18 protein-coding genes are annotated in these 16,258 nt (G+C 61.1%); 17 read left to right on the top strand and 1 reads right to left on the bottom strand.

What is annotated here, in order from left to right:
* Positions 1-33: 33 nt before the first annotated feature.
* The 16 genes from GC127_RS05020 (at position 34) to ureG (ending at position 14,338) form a co-directional block, all read left to right on the top strand.
* Positions 34-1,134, top strand: a complete 1,101-nt coding sequence (locus tag GC127_RS05020) for an ABC transporter ATP-binding protein (protein ID WP_081507527.1) — start codon at positions 34-36, stop codon at positions 1,132-1,134.
* The gene (locus GC127_RS05015) at positions 1,134-1,991 is read left to right on the top strand and encodes an ABC transporter permease (RefSeq protein WP_151976840.1); all 858 of its coding nucleotides are present in this window, start codon (positions 1,134-1,136) and stop codon (positions 1,989-1,991) included. The genes GC127_RS05020 and GC127_RS05015 overlap by 1 nt, the downstream gene beginning before the upstream one ends.
* A gap of 1 nt (position 1,992) precedes the next feature.
* On the top strand, positions 1,993-2,853 hold the full coding sequence (locus GC127_RS05010) for an ABC transporter permease (protein WP_008279425.1): 861 nt from the start codon (positions 1,993-1,995) through the stop codon (positions 2,851-2,853).
* 339 nt (positions 2,854-3,192) lie between these two features.
* Positions 3,193-4,455 (top strand): urea ABC transporter substrate-binding protein, encoded by a 1,263-nt coding sequence (gene urtA / locus GC127_RS05005; RefSeq protein ID WP_237183444.1) that lies wholly within the window; start codon positions 3,193-3,195, stop codon positions 4,453-4,455.
* Between the two features lie 65 nt (positions 4,456-4,520).
* Positions 4,521-6,494 (top strand): urea ABC transporter permease subunit UrtB, encoded by a 1,974-nt coding sequence (urtB, locus tag GC127_RS05000; protein ID WP_151976838.1) that lies wholly within the window; start codon positions 4,521-4,523, stop codon positions 6,492-6,494.
* Between the two features lie 3 nt (positions 6,495-6,497).
* Positions 6,498-7,682 (top strand): urea ABC transporter permease subunit UrtC, encoded by a 1,185-nt coding sequence (gene urtC / locus GC127_RS04995; RefSeq protein WP_008279422.1) that lies wholly within the window; start codon positions 6,498-6,500, stop codon positions 7,680-7,682.
* On the top strand, positions 7,679-8,419 hold the full coding sequence (gene urtD / locus GC127_RS04990; protein WP_008279421.1) for an urea ABC transporter ATP-binding protein UrtD: 741 nt from the start codon (positions 7,679-7,681) through the stop codon (positions 8,417-8,419). Before urtC ends, urtD begins: the two co-directional genes overlap by 4 nt.
* 3 nt (positions 8,420-8,422) lie before the next feature.
* Positions 8,423-9,118, top strand: a complete 696-nt coding sequence (gene urtE / locus GC127_RS04985; protein WP_008279420.1) for an urea ABC transporter ATP-binding subunit UrtE — start codon at positions 8,423-8,425, stop codon at positions 9,116-9,118.
* A gap of 129 nt (positions 9,119-9,247) precedes the next feature.
* Positions 9,248-10,060 carry an urease accessory protein UreD gene (locus GC127_RS04980; protein WP_008279419.1) on the top strand — a complete coding sequence of 271 codons (813 nt, stop codon included), beginning with the start codon at positions 9,248-9,250 and terminating at the stop codon, positions 10,058-10,060.
* A 12-nt stretch (positions 10,061-10,072) separates the two neighbouring features.
* Positions 10,073-10,375 (top strand): urease subunit gamma, encoded by a 303-nt coding sequence (locus GC127_RS04975; RefSeq protein WP_008279418.1) that lies wholly within the window; start codon positions 10,073-10,075, stop codon positions 10,373-10,375.
* A 12-nt stretch (positions 10,376-10,387) separates the two neighbouring features.
* Positions 10,388-10,546: an LPXTG cell wall anchor domain-containing protein gene (locus GC127_RS04970; protein ID WP_151976836.1), complete on the top strand. Its 159-nt coding sequence runs from the start codon at positions 10,388-10,390 to the stop codon at positions 10,544-10,546.
* Positions 10,543-10,848 carry an urease subunit beta gene (locus GC127_RS04965; RefSeq protein WP_008279416.1) on the top strand — a complete coding sequence of 102 codons (306 nt, stop codon included), beginning with the start codon at positions 10,543-10,545 and terminating at the stop codon, positions 10,846-10,848. The genes GC127_RS04970 and GC127_RS04965 overlap by 4 nt, the downstream gene beginning before the upstream one ends.
* Entirely contained in the window at positions 10,849-12,558 is a 1,710-nt protein-coding gene (gene ureC, locus GC127_RS04960) for an urease subunit alpha (RefSeq protein WP_151976834.1), read from the top strand.
* A 9-nt stretch (positions 12,559-12,567) separates the two neighbouring features.
* Complete coding sequence (locus tag GC127_RS04955) at positions 12,568-13,047, top strand: urease accessory protein UreE (RefSeq protein ID WP_151976832.1); 480 nt, start codon at positions 12,568-12,570, stop codon at positions 13,045-13,047.
* Entirely contained in the window at positions 13,047-13,679 is a 633-nt protein-coding gene (locus GC127_RS04950; protein WP_151976830.1) for an urease accessory protein UreF, read from the top strand. The genes GC127_RS04955 and GC127_RS04950 overlap by 1 nt, the downstream gene beginning before the upstream one ends.
* Positions 13,676-14,338 (top strand): urease accessory protein UreG, encoded by a 663-nt coding sequence (gene ureG, locus GC127_RS04945; protein ID WP_199861196.1) that lies wholly within the window; start codon positions 13,676-13,678, stop codon positions 14,336-14,338. Before GC127_RS04950 ends, ureG begins: the two co-directional genes overlap by 4 nt.
* Here ureG and GC127_RS04940 read toward each other — a convergent pair.
* Positions 14,335-14,988, bottom strand: coding sequence for a TetR/AcrR family transcriptional regulator (locus GC127_RS04940; RefSeq protein WP_151976828.1), 654 nt, complete (start codon positions 14,986-14,988; stop codon positions 14,335-14,337). The genes ureG and GC127_RS04940 overlap by 4 nt on opposite strands.
* Positions 14,989-15,148: 160 nt before the next feature.
* Here GC127_RS04940 and GC127_RS04935 point away from each other — a divergent pair, with 160 nt between their 5' ends.
* The gene (locus GC127_RS04935; protein ID WP_081508627.1) at positions 15,149-16,258 is read left to right on the top strand and encodes an efflux RND transporter periplasmic adaptor subunit; all 1,110 of its coding nucleotides are present in this window, start codon (positions 15,149-15,151) and stop codon (positions 16,256-16,258) included.

Here is a 16,258-nt window from a genome sequence, read left to right as displayed (position 1 = left end):
AACCGCCGCGTCACCCCTAAAAGGTCAAACCACGTGGACAGTATTTCCGCCGATCTCGAATGCCGTAACCTGATCAAGCGGTTCGGCAGCTTCACGGCTGTGGACGACGTGTCCTTTGCAATCCCCAAGGGATCCTTCTTTTCAATTCTCGGCCCGTCTGGCTGCGGCAAGACCACTTTGCTGCGGATGATGGCAGGGTTTGCGCGCCCGGATGCGGGCGATATCCTGATCAAGGGTGCGTCGGTTCTGGATACGCCCCCCAACCGGCGGCCTGTCAATCTTGTGTTTCAGCATCTGGCGCTGTTCCCGATGATGACCGTCGCCGAGAATATAGCCTATGGTCTGCGCCGTCGCGGCACACCCCGCGCCGAGATTACCCGCGCGGTTGCAGGTGTGCTGGGCCGGGTGGGTCTAGCGGATGCTGGACCCAAGCGGATCGATCAGCTTTCGGGCGGACAAAAGCAGCGGATCGCGATTGCGCGGGCGATGGTGCTCGACCCGGCCGTGTTGCTGCTGGACGAGCCATTGGGTGCGCTCGATCTCAAACTGCGCGAGCATATGAAAATCGAACTCAAGCAGTTGCAGCACGAATTCGGCACAACCTTTGTTTACATCACCCATGACCAATCCGAGGCGATGATGATGTCGGACCGGGTTGCGGTGATGAACGCCGGGCGGTTCGAACAGGTGGGCACGCCAGAGGAATTGTATTTCAGGCCGCAGACCGCCTTTGTCGCCGGGTTCGTGGGCGATGCCAACAAACTGCGCGCGCGCGTGATCGCGGCGGATAGTGCGGGATGCAAGCTGGCAACGGATCAGGGGCTGACACTGGTTGCCGCGCCCCCCCGGTCGGGTTCGGTCGAGGTGGGGGGAATGCTCGACATCTTTATCCGGCCCGAATCCATCGCCGTGGGCGCGCCTGCGCAAGACAGCACCAACCGGCTGGAAGCAGTGATTGAGGATGTGCTCTTTAACGGTGCGCAAAGTCGGATATTGGCACGCCTGCCGGGGGGCGACGTGATCGAAGCGCTGTTGCCACAATCAGGAGAGGCTGAACCCTTGCGGCGCGGGGCCTCTGTGGCGCTAGGGCTAGGGCCGGGGTCTGTCGTGTCCTTTGCGGCGGCGGGGGTGTGATGCGCGAGGGCAAGCTGGTCTTTTGGTTGCTTTTCGCACCCTTCGTAGCATGGATCGCGCTTTTGATCGTGATCCCGCATATCGACATGCTGATCCTGTCCTTGCGCGAAAAGGTGGCCCCGCGCGTCTATGAAACCGGGTTTCGCAACTATGCGGATTTCGCTGCGACGTGGGTCTATCCTTGGACGTTGTTGCGCACGGTGGTCTTTTCCATCATCGCCACGGTTCTGACATTCCTCATCGGATTTCCGGTGGCCTATTACATCGCCAAGATTGCGCAGGGCCGCACCAAGGCGGCGCTCTTCATGCTATGCCTTTTGCCGTTCTGGGTGTCCGAGATCGTGCGCGTATTTGGCTGGATGCTGCTCTTGCGGGAAACCGGGCTGATTTCCAACGCCTTGCAGGGCTTAGGGATCACATCGGGGCCGGTTGAGTTTCTTTATAATGACGCAGCCATTCTGATCGGGCTGGTTTATACCTCGATGCTTTTCATGATCGTGCCGCTGATTTCCACCATCGACGGCATGGATGATGCGCTGGTCGAGGCGGGGTATGATCTGGGCGGCAATGGCTGGACCGTGCTGACGCGGATCGTCATTCCCTATGCCATGCCGGGGATCATCGCGGGCTCTATCGTGGTGTTCATGCTGGCGCTGGGCAATTATCTGACGCCGACTTTGCTGGGCGGCAAAAGCGGACAGTGGTTCACCGCGCAGATCTATTCGCAGTTCATCACGCGCTTCAACTGGGAGTTGGGATCGGCCTTTGGCTTTATCCTCTTGGCCACGTCGAGCGCGCTTGTCTGGCTCTTGTTGCGGCTGTCGGGGCAGTCGCTCTCGAATACGCTGGGGCGCTAGGATGCTGGCTTCGCTCCCCCGTTCGCCGCTGTTGCGCTTTGCCTATGCGGCCTATGTCGCGCTGTTCTTTGTCTACATGGCGCTGCCGCTGGCGGTGGTGGCGGTTTTTGCATTCAACGATAGTCAGTTTCCGGGCCTTCCGTGGGAAGGGTTTACGCTGGATTGGTTCATCGGGGCGGAGCAACCGCGCTTGGGTCTGATCAACGACCGGCGCATCGTCGCGGGCTTCTTCAACTCGGCGTTTGTGGCATTCTGGGTCACGGCCCTGTCGCTGAGTGTGGCGACCACCACCGCCTTTCTCTTTGATCGCCACGATTTCCGGTTCAAGGAATTCGCCTATATCATGATGCTGGCACCCTTGGTCATTCCGGGGGTGATCTTGGGCATTTCCATCCTCGTGTTTTCGTCCACGTTGGCAGAGGCGGTGAATTCACTGACGGGATACGAGGTTTCCGCCCTGCGACCGGGGCTGTTTCTGGTGATTCTCGGGCAGTTTTCCTTTATCACCACGATTGCGACACTGGTGATCGCCGCGCGCCTGCGCCGCTTTGATCGCACGCTGGAAGAGGCGGCGCTCAACCTCGGGGCAAGCCCTGCGGTGGTCTTTCTGACTATCACCTTGCCATGGCTGCGGCCCGCGCTTTTTGGGGCGGGGATCGTGGCCTTTTTGATTTCGTTTGAGAATTTCAACACCACGCTGATCCTCAACGGATCGAATGCGCCGCTGACGGTGACGATGTTCGACCGTATGCGCGAAGGCTCTACCCCTGTGCTGAACGCCGTATCGGTCACGCTGATGGTGGGATCAGGCCTGTTGGGCCTTCTTGGTATTCTTGTGCAAGGGCGCGGGCAGAAGCCTTGATCGCGCAATGCCGCAGCGCGGCATTTTTTCTGCAATCGCAAATAAAATAGGCGGTGCGCCTGCGAACTGCCCAAAAAGCGGTAATCTTGGCAGGTTCGCCACCGCGCTGCACGCTCTCGCTAGAGCAAATCGCCGCAAATCTGTTTGCTTCGTTCTGTCTGAAATCGCTCAGACCCTCTGAAGGCGGCGCTGGTCACACCAAACGGCGCTCCTCTGCGGAGAGGTGCAAACAAAATGCTGCGTCGCCAAAATGACGGTGGGGGACCCGAAATTGAACAACGCCACGACGCGCGCAGCCCGGACAAGGGAGTTCCGAACAATATGACGAAAAGAACATTTATGGCGAGCCTCGTTGCGACCACCGTTCTTGTGGCGGCCCCTGCGCTGGCTCAGGATTGCCCGGTCAAGGTGGGCGTGCTTCATTCGCTCTCGGGGACGATGGCAATCTCGGAAACCACGCTCAAGGACACAGTCCTGATGCTGGTGGAACAGCAGAATGCCAAAGGCGGGTTGCTGGGTTGCCCGATTGAGGCAGTCGTGGTCGATCCGGCCTCTGACTGGCCGCTTTTTGCCGAAAAGGCGCGCGAGTTGCTGACGGTGAACGAGGTTGATGTGATCTTTGGCTCTTGGACCAGTGTCAGCCGCAAATCCGCCCTGCCGGTGCTGGAGGAACTGAACGGCCTGATGTTCTATCCGGTGCAATACGAGGGTGAAGAATCCTCGCGGAACGTGTTCTACACCGGTGCCGCGCCCAATCAGCAGGCGATCCCGGCGGTAGATTACTTCCTTGAAGAATTGGGCGTCGAGAGCTTTGCTCTGTTGGGTACAGACTATGTCTATCCCCGCACCACCAACAACATCCTTGACGCTTATCTCAAATCCAAGGGCGTCGCCGCCGAGGACATCTTTGTCAACTACACCCCGTTTGGCCATTCCGACTGGGCGACCATTGTCGCGGATGTGGTTGCTTTGGGCGCTGGCGGTAAAAAGGTCGGTGTGATTTCGACCATCAATGGCGATGCCAATATCGGCTTCTACAAGGAACTTGCCGCCGCCGGTGTCAGCGCCGACGACATTCCTGTCGTGGCCTTCTCTGTGGGTGAAGAAGAACTCTCGGGTCTCGATACCACCGAACTCGTGGGCCATCTTGCGGCATGGAACTATTTCCAGTCCGCCGATACCGAGATCAACGCCGAATTCGTCAAGGCGTGGAAGGCCTATGCCGGTGAAAACCGCGTAACCAACGACCCGATGGAGGCACATTACATCGGCTTCAACATGTGGGTGAACGCGGTCACAGCGGCGGGCACCACCGATGTGGACGCGGTGCGCTCGGCGATGTGGGGACAGGAATTTCCGAACCTCACTGGCGGCACGGCGGTCATGCTGCCGAACCATCACCTGACCAAGCCGGTGCTGATCGGCGAGATCCGGGCCGATGGGCAGTTTGACATCATCAGCCAGACCTCAGAGGTGCCGGGCGATGCCTGGACCGATTACCTGCCCGAGAGCGCACCGCTCACGAGCGATTGGAAAGATCTTGGCTGCGGTATGTACAACACCGAGACCAAGACCTGCGTGCAGATGACGTCGAACTACTGACGCGCACCGGGCGCGCGGGGGGAGCCCCCTGCGCGCCTTTCCTCTCAGGCAAGGCCCATATCCAGATGCGTTCGTTTCTTTTTCTCGCCCGGCTTGTGGCGACAGTGCTGGCCATTGGCCTTTTGTCCCTGTTGCGGCCCTCCGAGGGACGGGCACAAGAGGGGCTACAGCCGCTCTTGCAAGAGTATCAGGCAGAGATCGCCAAGCCATCGCGCAGCACCGTTGATCGGGTGCTGGCTGCGTTGATGGCTGCGGACCGGCCCGGAACCGCCGAATTCCTGCTGCGGTGGCAGGATCGCGGGGTCTATGAGCGGCCTGACGATGGGCTGTTTTTCTATGCTGAAGAGGCGGGCGGCGCGCTGCGTTTGATCGACATCGATAGCGGGGCTGCGGTGGCCGAGGTCAGCAGCCGTGACGTTAATCAAATCCGGCCCAACTCTGGGGTGCGTGGGGTAATCGCGGCGGCGCTTGTGCCCTTTGAGCTGAATGCGCCCGATCCGGCGCGACGCGCGGCGGCACTAGACGCGATTGCCCGCAGTGGGGACGCCAGCCAGATCGACCCATTGAGCAAGTCTATTGAGACCGAGACAGATCCCGCGCTGAAACAGCGCAAAGAACGGCTTCTGACGCTATTGACCGCGCAGTTTGCATCGGCGCTGCCCTACCGCCTCGCGGCAATCGAAGGGTTGGCCGGGGATATCAGCATTGAAGCGCGCAGCGTGCTCAACCAATTGACGGTTCGCGCGCAGGGCGTCGGCACCGCCCTGCCCACTGATGCCAATATTGCGCGCGTGCTTGAGGTTGCCACGGATGTTTCCGAGGTTGAGGCCTATGATCGGCTGGTGGCTGCCAATCTTGCGCCGCCACGTCAGAGCGCCACTGATCGTCGTGATGTGCTGGCACAGCATATCGTCGATGGGGCTGTGGGTGGGGTGCCCTTGCATCTTCTCAACACCGATGATGCCCGTGCCCGCGCCTATGAGGCGTTGGAGGCCGCAGGCAATGTGCCCCCTCGCGCTGCCGATGATGAAGTGGCCCGCGCAGTTGCGGCGCATGTGTTCTACGAGGTCTATGCCGAGCCGAACCCCGAGGTGACAGCCGCCGCCGAGGCGGCGCTCGCTTCTACCTCGCGCGCGCTTGGCCTCTTTCAGACGTTCGATCTGGTGCTTGACGGGCTCTCGCTCGCCTCGATCTTTTTCCTCGCGGCGATCGGTCTTGCCATCACCTTTGGCGTCATGGGCGTGATCAACATGGCGCATGGCGAATTCATCATGATGGGGGCCTACACCGGCTATGTGGTGCAGCTGTTCATCCCCGATTACACCGTCAGCCTGATCATTGCCCTGCCACTGGCCTTTGTCGTGACCTTTGGCGCGGGCGTGGTGATGGAGCGGCTGGTGATCCGGCATCTTTACACCCGGCCATTGGAAACACTGCTCGCGACCTTTGGCATCTCGATTGCCCTGCAACAGCTCGCCAAGAACATCTTTGGCACGCAGGCGCGCCCTCTGACGGCCCCTGACTGGCTAAGCGGGGCGTTGACGCTGAATGACATTGTCAGCATCAGCAATATTCGCGTGGCAATTTTCGTGCTTGCCCTGATGTTTCTGGCGCTCTTGCTTTTCATCCTCAAGCGCACGCGCCTGGGGCTGGAGGTGCGCGCGGTCACTCAAAATCCCGGGATGGCGGCAAGTATGGGCATCGACCCGGACCGCATCAACATGCTGACCTTTGGCCTTGGGTCGGGCATCGCTGGCATCGCGGGCGTGGCGATTGGTCTTTACGCGCAGGTCACATCCGAGATGGGGGCGAATTACATCGTTCAGAGCTTTATGACCGTTGTCGTGGGCGGCGTCGGCAACGTCTGGGGCACGCTGGCGGGGGCCTCGATGATCGGGTTTCTGCAAAAGGGGATCGAGTGGTTCAACCCCTCGAACACCTTGGCCGCGCAGACATATATGGTGCTTTTCGTCATCCTTTTCATTCAATTCCGGCCCAAGGGTATCGTCGCCCTCAAGGGTCGTGCGGCGGGGGACTGAGCCATGAGCAAACCCGAGATTGCCCCTCGAAAGCGGTTTTTGGCAGAGAACCCGTCGGTTTTGTGGTTCCTCGGTTGCCTCGCGCTCTTCACGCTTGGGGTGACGGTTTTGTCCGAGGGGTTTGGCATTGCGCTTCTCTCAACCTCGATGGTCAAGATCCTTGGTATGACGCTTTGCCTGTGTCTCATCGCGGTTGCGATGGATGTGGTCTGGGGCTATTGCGGCATCCTAAGCCTAGGGCATTTCGCCTTTTTCGGCCTTGGCGGCTATGCCATCGGCATGTGGCTTATGTATGCCCGCACCCAAGGGATCGTAGTCGAGTCGCTTTCCGCTGCGCCCATTCCGCCAACGCAGAGTGAGGTTCAAAATGCCATCGCCAGCCAGATTTTTGGTGTGGTGGGCAGCAATGAATTGCCATGGCTTTGGGGCTTTGCGCACAGTCTCACGCTGCAATTGTTGATGGTTTTGCTAGTGCCGGGCCTTTTGGCGCTGGTCTTTGGCTGGCTGGCGTTTCGCAGTCGGGTTACCGGGGTATATCTTTCCATTCTCACGCAGGCGATGACGCTGGCGCTGTCGCTTTATCTTTTCCAGAACGACACCGGGTTGCGGGGCAACAACGGTCTGTCGGGCCTGCAAAATATTCCCGGTCTTGATCATGTGCCGCAATCCACGTTGTCGCTGTGGTTCTTCTGGGCCTCAGCGCTTGCGCTTGGGCTCGGCTATCTGCTTTTTGCTTGGCTGGTCTCGGCCAAATTCGGATCGGTCATCCGCGCCATTCGCGACAATGAGGCGCGGGTGCGGTTTCTGGGCTATGATGTCGAGAGTTACAAACTGGTCATTTTCACGCTGACAGCGGTGGTGTCGGCAATCGCCGGGGCGCTGTATTATCCGCAGGCTGGTATCATCAACCCAGCCGAGATTGCGCCGATTGCCTCGATTTACCTTGCCGTCTGGGTGGCTATCGGTGGGCGTGGGCGGCTATATGGGGCGGTGATTGGGGCTGCGGTTGTCAGCCTTGCGTCAAGCTGGTTCACGGGGGGCGGCGCGCCCAACATCAACCTCGGGTTCTATACGATCAATTGGACCGATTGGTGGCTGGTGTTGCTGGGCCTCGGCTTTGTTGCGGTGACACTATTCTTTCCGCGTGGCATCGGTGGCCTCTTTGACAAGATCGTGAGAAAACCATGAGCACGCTTCTAGAAGTTTCAGGCGTTTCCGTGACCTTTGACGGGTTCCGCGCGATCAACAACCTGTCGATCCAAGTGGCAGAGCCTGAATTGCGCGCCGTGATCGGACCGAATGGCGCAGGCAAGACAACCTTTATGGATATCGTGACCGGCAAGACGCGGCCCGATGAGGGCCGCGTGATCTGGGGAGAGAAATCCGTCTCGCTGCTTGGGATGAGCGAAAGCCAGATCGCGCGAGCAGGGATTGGGCGCAAGTTTCAAAAGCCGACGGTCTTTGAGGCGCAGACCGTGCGCGAAAACCTTGCCATGGCGCTCAAGGCCAAGCGCGGGCCGTTTGATGTGTTGTTCTATCGCCGCTCCTTGCGTGCCACGGCCCGGATTGCTGAATTGGCTGAGGAAATCGGCCTGCTTGATGCGCTACCGCGCCGCGCCGGAGAGTTGAGCCATGGGCAAAAGCAATGGCTGGAAATCGGGATGCTCTTGGCCCAAGATCCGCGTCTCTTGCTGGTGGATGAGCCCGCCGCCGGGATGACCCCCGCCGAGCGCGAGCATACGACGGATATTCTCAAACGCGCGGCGCAGACCCGCGCCGTTGTTGTGATCGAGCATGACATGGAATTCATCCGCCGCTTGGGATGCAAGGTGACGGTGCTGCACGAAGGCTCGGTTCTGGCCGAGGGCAGTCTGGATCATGTGACCCAAAACCAGCAGGTGATTGATGTCTATCTGGGGAGATAAGCGATGCTGAGCGTCGAGAACCTCACGCTGCATTACGGTGCGTCACAGATCCTGCATGGTGTCAGCCTGACGGCGCGCCCGGGTGCTGTGACGGCGGTGATGGGCACCAATGGTGTGGGCAAGACCAGCTTGCTAAAGGCGATTGCCGGGCGGCATCCCTATTCGGGTGGGCACATCACGCTTGATGGGGCGGTTCTGGATCATCTGAGCGCGGCGCAGGCGGCGCGGGCCGGCATCGGCTATGTGCCGCAGGGGCGCGAGGTGTTTCCGCTCCTGACTGTGACCGAAAACCTCGAAACCGGCTTTGCCTGTCTGCCGAAATCCGAACACCGGATTCCGTCGCGGATTTATGATCTCTTTCCGGTGCTGGACCAGATGAAGGACCGGCGCGGCGGCGACCTCTCGGGCGGGCAGCAGCAGCAGTTGGCCATTGCCCGTGCGCTGATCGCCAAGCCGCGCGTGCTTTTGCTCGATGAGCCGACCGAGGGCATTCAACCCAATATCATCAAGCAAATTGGCGAGGTGATCGGTTTGCTGCGGGACGAGGGGGAAATTGCCATCGTGTTGGTCGAACAGTATTTCGATTTCGCCTATGGGCTGGCGGATGATCTGGTCGTCTTGAACCGGGGCGAAGTGCGGCTGTCCGAGCCTGCGGCGATGGTGGAGCGCGACCGGCTTTTGCGTGAGGTGTCTATTTAATAGGCCATCTGCGCTAAAAATAGGCATATACAGCCGGCGCGCCTGTGGGATTTCAGGCTGGCGCGCCGGGCGACTGGCAGGCCCCGACACAACAGGTAGCCTCTGACCTATCGCAACTCGGAATCACCCATGACCGCCTGTCCCGCCCCCTTGCATCAGCGTAGCCACGGCGCGGCTCATGTCGCCCTCTTGCCGGGCCCCGCCGGGGCGCGGCTGGACCGGCTGCATCAGGCGGGGTCGGCCAAAGCGTTCGTGCATCCGGGCGCCTTTGGCCCTGAGGTGGTCTTTCTCAACACATCCGGCGGTTTGGCGGGCGGAGACACCTTGGCCTACCGTCTTGATTTGGCAGCGGGGTGCCGTGCCACCGCCACCACGCAGACCGCTGAACGCGCCTATCGCAGCGCGGATGGCGCGGCGCATGTCACGGTGCGGCATTCTGTAGGGGGTGGCGGGCACCTCGATTGGCTGCCGCAGGAAACCATCCTCTATGACAGCAGCCACCTCGTCCGCGAAACCGAGATAGACTTGGCCGAGGATGCTTCTTGCCTGATGCTGGAGGCCATCGTTTTGGGCCGCATTGCCATGGGCGAGACACTGGCCGATGTAACGCTGCGCGATACGCGCCGGATCATGCGCTTGGGCCGCCCGGTTCTGATCGAGCCGCTGCATTTGGGCACCGAGGCGTTGACCGCTGGTCCCGCCATTTTGGGCGCAGCGCGGGCCTTTGCCACGCTGGCGTTGGTGGCGCCGGGGGCTGCGGATGCGGTGGAGCGCGCTCGTGCAGAACTGACCGAAGAGGGCGTAACCAGCGGCGCGTCGGGCTTTGACGGCAAGCTGGTGATCCGCCTTATGGCCGCTGATGGCTGGCCGCTCAAGCGGCAGATCATGCGGCTGGTTTCGGTGTTGCGCCCTGGCCCTTTGCCCCGCGTCTGGCAGATTTAGGAGAGAACCGCGATGAACCTCACCCCGCGTGAAAAGGACAAGCTGTTGATCAGCCTCGCCGCGATGGTCGCACGAGGGCGGCTCGCACGCGGCGTCAAACTTAACCACCCCGAAGCCGTGGCGCTGATCACCGATTACGTGGTCGAGGGCGCGCGCGACGGGCGCACGGTGGCCGATCTGATGGAGGCGGGTGCGCATGTCATCACGTCTGAGCACTGTATGGATGGCATCGCAGAGATGATCCATGCGGTGCAGGTCGAGGCGACCTTTCCTGATGGCACCAAGCTTGTCACCGTCCACAATCCTATCCGCTGAAAGGAACTGATCATGCGCTATCCCGTTGCCTTTTTCCTTCTCACACCGACGCTGGCACTGGCCGACCCTGGTCCGCATCTGCACCCGCATGGGATTGACGCAATGTGGCTTGGCGTTGTCGGGGTGATTGCAGCTGCTGGCGGCTATGTGCTGGGTCGGAGGCGCAAATGATCCCCGGCGAGGTGTTGCCCGCCGACGGTGACATCACCCTGAATGCAGGCGCTCCGGTGACCGTGCTGATGGTTGCCAATACCGGCGACAGACCAGTTCAAGTCGGCAGCCATTACCATTTCGCCGAGGCCAATAGTGGCCTCAGCTTTGACCGCGACGCGGCGCGCGGCCAGCGTCTGGATATTCCTGCTGGCACCGCCGTCCGGTTCGAGCCGGGGCAAAGCCGCGAGGTGCGGCTGATCCCCTACGGCGGCGCGCGGCGTGTGTTCGGCTTTAATCAACAGGTGATGGGAGACCTCTAGATGCCCTATGCGATCCCCCGCTCTGCCTATGCCGCCATGTATGGCCCCACCACGGGCGACCGGCTGCGGCTTGGTGATACCGATCTCATCATCGAGGTAGAGCGTGATCTGACCACCTATGGCGAAGAGGTGAAATTCGGCGGCGGCAAGGTGATCCGCGACGGGATGGGCCAGAGCCAGATCCCCCGCGCCGGGGGTGCGATGGATACCGTCATCACCAACGCGCTGATCGTCGATCATCAAGGGATCACCAAGGCGGATGTCGGCCTGCGCGATGGCTTGATTGCCGCCATAGGCAAGGCGGGCAACCCAGATACGCAATCGGGTGTCGATATCATCATCGGTCCGGGCACCGAGATCATCGCCGGAGAAGGCAAGATCCTTACTCCGGGTGGCTTTGATGCGCATATCCACTTCATCTGCCCGCAGCAAATCGAGGATGCGCTGCATTCCGGGATCACCACCATGCTGGGTGGCGGCACCGGCCCCGCGCATGGCACGCTTGCCACAACCTGTACGCCGGGAGCGTGGCATATCGGGCGGATGCTGCAATCGTTGGATGCGTTCCCGATGAATTTCGGCCTGTCATCCAAGGGCAATGCAAGCCAACCCGAGGCGCTGATCGAAATGATCCGCGCGGGGGCCTGCGCGATGAAGCTGCACGAGGATTGGGGCACCACGCCCGGTGCGATTGATTGCTGCCTGAGTGTTGCCGATGACATGGATGTGCAGGTGATGATCCACACCGACACGCTGAATGAAAGCGGCTTTGTGGAAAACACCCTTGCCGCCATCAAAGGCCGCACCATCCACGCCTTTCACACCGAGGGCGCAGGCGGCGGGCACGCGCCGGACATCATGAAAGTGGTGGGCTATGAACATATCCTGCCGTCTTCGACCAACCCGACCATGCCCTACACTGTCAACACGATCGAGGAACATCTCGATATGCTGATGGTCTGTCACCACCTCGACAAAGCGATCCCCGAGGATGTGGCCTTTGCCGAGAGCCGGATCCGGCGTGAAACCATCGCCGCCGAGGATATCCTGCACGACATGGGCGCGTTTTCTGTCATGGCCTCGGACAGTCAGGCGATGGGGCGCGTGGGCGAGGTGATCATCCGCACATGGCAAACCGCCTCAAAAATGCGCAAGCAGCGTGGGCGGTTGCCGGAAGAGACCGGCGACAACGACAACATGCGGGTGAAACGCTATATCGCGAAATACACCATCAACCCCGCCATTGTGCACGGGATGAGCGCCTATATCGGAAGTGTCAGCCCCGGCAAGCGCGCTGATCTTGTCCTCTGGAGCCCGGCGTTTTTTGGTGCAAAGCCGGAAATGGTGCTGATGGGCGGCACGATCGTTTTGGCGCAGATGGGTGATCCCAATGCATCTATTCCCACGCCCCAGCCGGTTTATTCGCGGCCCATGTTCGGGGCCTATGGGCGGGCGGTGGAACGCTCTGCCGTGCTCTTTGTCAGTGCCGCAGCGCAGGCCGAGGGGATCGGCGCGGCCTTGGGTCTGGCCAAAGAGACCCTCGCCGTCGCCAATACCCGCAAGATCACCAAGCGCGACATGATCCACAACAGCCTGACACCCGAGGTCGAGGTGCATCCCGAAACCTACGAGGTGCGCGCCAATGGCGAATTGCTCTCTTGCGAACCAGCCTCTGAGTTGCCGCTGGCACAACGCTATTTCATGTTCTGAGGGCCTGCCATGACCGACCTGCCTGTTGCCCGCCACCTGCTTCATCACGCCCCTGATCGGGTGTCTGATACGGTCGTGCTGGATTATGACGCGCGGCTGATGCGCCGCAAGCGGCTGGTGGGGCGGGATGGCCTGGAATTTCTTGTCGATCTGGCAGAGGTGACGAACCTTGACGATCACTGGGGCTTTGCGCTCGACGATGGGCGCGCGGTGGCGGTCGAGGCCGCACCCGAAGATCTGATTGAGGTGCGTGGCGATCTTGCGCGGCTGGCTTGGCATATCGGCAACCGGCACACGCCTTGCCAGATTGGCGCGGATCATCTGTGTATCCGCCGCGACCACGTGATCGAGGCGATGCTGGCCTATCTGGGTGCAAAGCTGACGCCCGTCACTGGCCCGTTCCGGCCCGAGGGCGGGGCCTATGGCAAGGGGCGCACCATGGGGCATGACCACGGGGATCACAGCCACGCCCATCACAGCCACGCCTGATGCTCAGCCCTGCGCATCTCACGCTTGTGCAATGGCTCTCGCCAGCCTTTCCAACCGGGGCGTTTGCCTATTCACATGGTCTGGAGGCTGAGATTGCGGCGGGCACGGTGCGGGATGCCGCAAGCCTTGCAGTGTGGCTTGGCAATATCCTGCGATACGGCGCTGGCTGGCAAGATGCGGTGCTGCTGGCCCATGCGCTGGATGGGGAGTGTGACAGGCTCGACGATCTGGCACGCGCGCTGCAACCCTGCGCCGAACGCTTGCAGGAAAGCCGGGAACAGGGGGCGGCACTGGCGCGATGCGTGGCGGGGATCACTGGGCGCGCCTTGCCCGCGCGTTTCCTACCTGTGGCGGTGGGCGAGGCGGCGGCGGCGCTGGACCTGCCCAAGCGCGATGTGATCGCGCTTTATCTGCATGGCTTTGTCGGGAACCTTGTGACCATCAGCGTCCGCCACGTGCCATTGGGTCAGACCGAAGGGCAGGCTGTGCTGGCGCGGCTTTTGCCGGATATTCACGCGCAGGCGGATCGGGCGGCGCGAGCCACCCTTGACGAGATCGGGACCTGTGCGCTGGCGGGTGATCTTGCGGCTTTGCGACATGAAACTCAGGACGTGAGGATATTCCGGACATGACAGGCAAGAGCATGAATGGCCCGCTGCGTGTGGGGATCGGTGGCCCGGTGGGCGCGGGCAAGACGACGCTGACCGAAATGCTGGCGCGTGCGCTGGCGCCGCGCTGTTCGATGGCGGTTATCACCAATGACATTTACACCCGCGAGGATGCCGAATACCTCTTGCGTGCGCAGGTCCTGCCCGCAGACCGCATTCGCGGGGTGGAAACCGGCGGCTGCCCGCATACGGCCATTCGCGAAGATGCCTCTATCAATCTGGCCGCAGTGGAGGAGCTGACGGCCGCCTTTCCTGATCTCGATCTCATCCTGATCGAGTCGGGCGGTGACAACCTTGCCGCGACGTTCAGCCCGGAATTGGCGGATATTACCCTTTATGTGATTGATACGGCCGCCGGTCAGGACATTCCGCGCAAACGTGGGCCGGGGGTAACGAAATCGGGCCTATTGGTGGTGAACAAGACCGATCTTGCCCCCTATGTTGGCGTCGATCTGGTGCGTCTTGAGGCGGATACGGCGCAGGCCCGCGCTGGTAGGCCCTATGTGCTGGCGCAATTGCGGCGCGGCTTGGGCGTTGATGCCATTGTCGATTTCATCGTTGAGGAGGGGGGGTTGCAGGTGCAGCCACCGCTGGTCCTGGCGGCTGGAGGGCTGGGCAACTAAGGCACAAGGCCGTTGAGAAACACCCGGATCGCCAATCTTTGCCGCATGGCAAGGGCGTCTGGTGTTGCAAGACAGGTGGGATCCAGCAGAGACTCCAGCGGCCATGGTCGCACCATATCGAGCAGCAGGAGCGCCGCGTCGGTTGTATCTGCAACCGCAATTTCACTTCGGTCAAGACCACGGTCCAACTCGGCCTTGAGGATCGACAGATCACGTCGCATCAGGGTTTGGACCAGATCGCGGCCTATATCCGGTGCCTGCGGCACCTGTGCGATGAAGGCGCGCAGGATTTCCAGCGGCAAGCCATAACCCTGATGCCGGACACCTTGGGATAACACACGCTCAAGTCTCGCGGCGATAGGCAGGGCCGTGTCGGCGTCGGGCAGCGGACGGATGAACGCATCGGCCACCTTATTGATATAGGCCCGAAAGAGCGCGCTGCGGCTGGAAAAAGCGGCATAGAGCGTCCGCTTGGACATCCCTGCATGGGCGGCGATTGCCTCCATCGTGGCCCCGTCTAGACCGCGCTCGGCATGCACCGCTTCGAGTGAGGCAAAAATGGCGTCGCGCCGGTCTTCGCAACTGCGTGTGACCGGGCGTCCGCGCCGGATCTTGCTCTGGGCTTGCTCGCGTCGTGTGCCATCTCGCATCACGTGGCCTCATTTTCGCACATTGGTTGTGCGCATGGCGCTGTGCTGTTGCCATTTGCCCGTTTGTCATATTTATAAAACGCACGCGTTTTATATCTGACTGGACGCCGTTCTGCCAATCCATATCGTGAAAGGGTCTCTGATGGCTGCGTTTCCCCGAATGATCCGCGTGCTCGCGCTCTGTGCTGGCTTTGTGCCGGGATTTGCCATTGCGCAACAGGCGCAGGGGCCGACACCCGTGACCGTGGTAACGCTTGCGCCGCAGGATGTGACCTTGACGTCGCTCTTGCCGGGGCGCGTGGCAGCTTCGGCAGAGGCTGAGGTGCGTCCGCAGGTCAACGGGATCATCACGGAACGCCTGTTCGAAGAAGGGGCTGATGTGACCATCGGTGATCCCCTCTATCAGATCGACAAGGCCACCTATGAGGCCACTGTGCGGCAGTCGCGTGCCGGTGTGGCGCAGGCCGCAGCGCAACTGCGCGCGGCAGAGCGCGAGGCGAGACGTCTGGTGGAACTGCAATCCCGAAATGTCGCCAGCGAGCAGGCGCTTGACGAGGCGACATCGACCCGCGATGCGGCGGCGGCAGGGCTGGAACTCGCCGAAGCACAGCTCAATTCTGCGGAAATCGAGCTGTCACGCACAACTATTCGGGCTCGCCTGTCGGGGCGGATAGGCCTGTCATTAACCTCGCAGGGTGCGCTTGTGACCGCAAGCCAAGCCCAGCCTTTGACTGTGATCCGCAACATCAATCCGGTTTATGTCGATGTGACGCAATCCGCTGCAGACCTTTTGCGGTGGCGGCGCGGTGAGACGGAGCGCGAGCTTGAGGATGCGGATGCCACGGTGCGGCTCAAGCTGGCGGATGGCTCGGACTATAGCGAGACAGGTCAACTCAAGGCGGCGGAACCCAATGTGAATCCGCAAACCGGGGTTGTCACGCTGCGGATGCAGTTCGACAATCCTGATCTTCTTTTGCTGCCGGGGATGTATGTGCAGGTGGACATGCCGGTTGAAGTGGCGCGCGATGTGTACCTCGTGCCGCAAGAGGGCGTGGTTCGCGATCGGCGCGGTCGTCCGCTTGCTTGGGTGGTCAATGGTGACGGTGTGATCGAGGAACGCGCGCTGAACATTATCCAAGACCGTGGCAATGCCTGGGTGGTGGATGAGGGGTTGAACCCTGGTGATCGCGTGATGGTGGCAGGGTTCCAGAAAACCGCACCGGGGGCGACCGTGACGCCTGAAGAGCGCGCCGCCGCACAACAACAATAA

Origin of the sequence: Roseovarius sp. EC-HK134 (assembly GCF_902498815.1) — a bacterium.
GTDB classification, from domain to species: domain Bacteria; phylum Pseudomonadota; class Alphaproteobacteria; order Rhodobacterales; family Rhodobacteraceae; genus Roseovarius; species Roseovarius mucosus_A.
The sequence above is the reverse complement of the archived record's forward strand: the minus strand, read 5'-3'. Positions and strand labels throughout refer to the sequence as shown.

What these genes read in the sequence shown, in the direction of transcription:
- GC127_RS05015 (WP_151976840.1), top strand. Translation starts at nt 1,134, where the DNA reads ATGCGCGAGGGCAAGCTGGTCTTTTGGTTGCTTTTCGCACCCTTCGTA.
- ureG (WP_199861196.1), top strand. Translation starts at nt 13,676, where the DNA reads ATGACAGGCAAGAGCATGAATGGCCCGCTGCGTGTGGGGATCGGTGGC.
- GC127_RS05010 (WP_008279425.1), top strand. Translation starts at nt 1,993, where the DNA reads ATGCTGGCTTCGCTCCCCCGTTCGCCGCTGTTGCGCTTTGCCTATGCG.
- urtA (WP_237183444.1), top strand. Translation starts at nt 3,193, where the DNA reads ATGGCGAGCCTCGTTGCGACCACCGTTCTTGTGGCGGCCCCTGCGCTG.
- urtD (WP_008279421.1), top strand. Translation starts at nt 7,679, where the DNA reads ATGAGCACGCTTCTAGAAGTTTCAGGCGTTTCCGTGACCTTTGACGGG.
- GC127_RS04965 (WP_008279416.1), top strand. Translation starts at nt 10,543, where the DNA reads ATGATCCCCGGCGAGGTGTTGCCCGCCGACGGTGACATCACCCTGAAT.
- GC127_RS04955 (WP_151976832.1), top strand. Translation starts at nt 12,568, where the DNA reads ATGACCGACCTGCCTGTTGCCCGCCACCTGCTTCATCACGCCCCTGAT.
- GC127_RS04940 (WP_151976828.1), bottom strand. Translation starts at nt 14,988, where the DNA reads ATGCGAGATGGCACACGACGCGAGCAAGCCCAGAGCAAGATCCGGCGC.
- urtE (WP_008279420.1), top strand. Translation starts at nt 8,423, where the DNA reads ATGCTGAGCGTCGAGAACCTCACGCTGCATTACGGTGCGTCACAGATC.
- GC127_RS04935 (WP_081508627.1), top strand. Translation starts at nt 15,149, where the DNA reads ATGATCCGCGTGCTCGCGCTCTGTGCTGGCTTTGTGCCGGGATTTGCC.
- GC127_RS04970 (WP_151976836.1), top strand. Translation starts at nt 10,388, where the DNA reads ATGCGCTATCCCGTTGCCTTTTTCCTTCTCACACCGACGCTGGCACTG.
- urtB (WP_151976838.1), top strand. Translation starts at nt 4,521, where the DNA reads ATGCGTTCGTTTCTTTTTCTCGCCCGGCTTGTGGCGACAGTGCTGGCC.
- GC127_RS04980 (WP_008279419.1), top strand. Translation starts at nt 9,248, where the DNA reads ATGACCGCCTGTCCCGCCCCCTTGCATCAGCGTAGCCACGGCGCGGCT.
- GC127_RS04975 (WP_008279418.1), top strand. Translation starts at nt 10,073, where the DNA reads ATGAACCTCACCCCGCGTGAAAAGGACAAGCTGTTGATCAGCCTCGCC.
- GC127_RS04950 (WP_151976830.1), top strand. Translation starts at nt 13,047, where the DNA reads ATGCTCAGCCCTGCGCATCTCACGCTTGTGCAATGGCTCTCGCCAGCC.
- ureC (WP_151976834.1), top strand. Translation starts at nt 10,849, where the DNA reads ATGCCCTATGCGATCCCCCGCTCTGCCTATGCCGCCATGTATGGCCCC.
- urtC (WP_008279422.1), top strand. Translation starts at nt 6,498, where the DNA reads ATGAGCAAACCCGAGATTGCCCCTCGAAAGCGGTTTTTGGCAGAGAAC.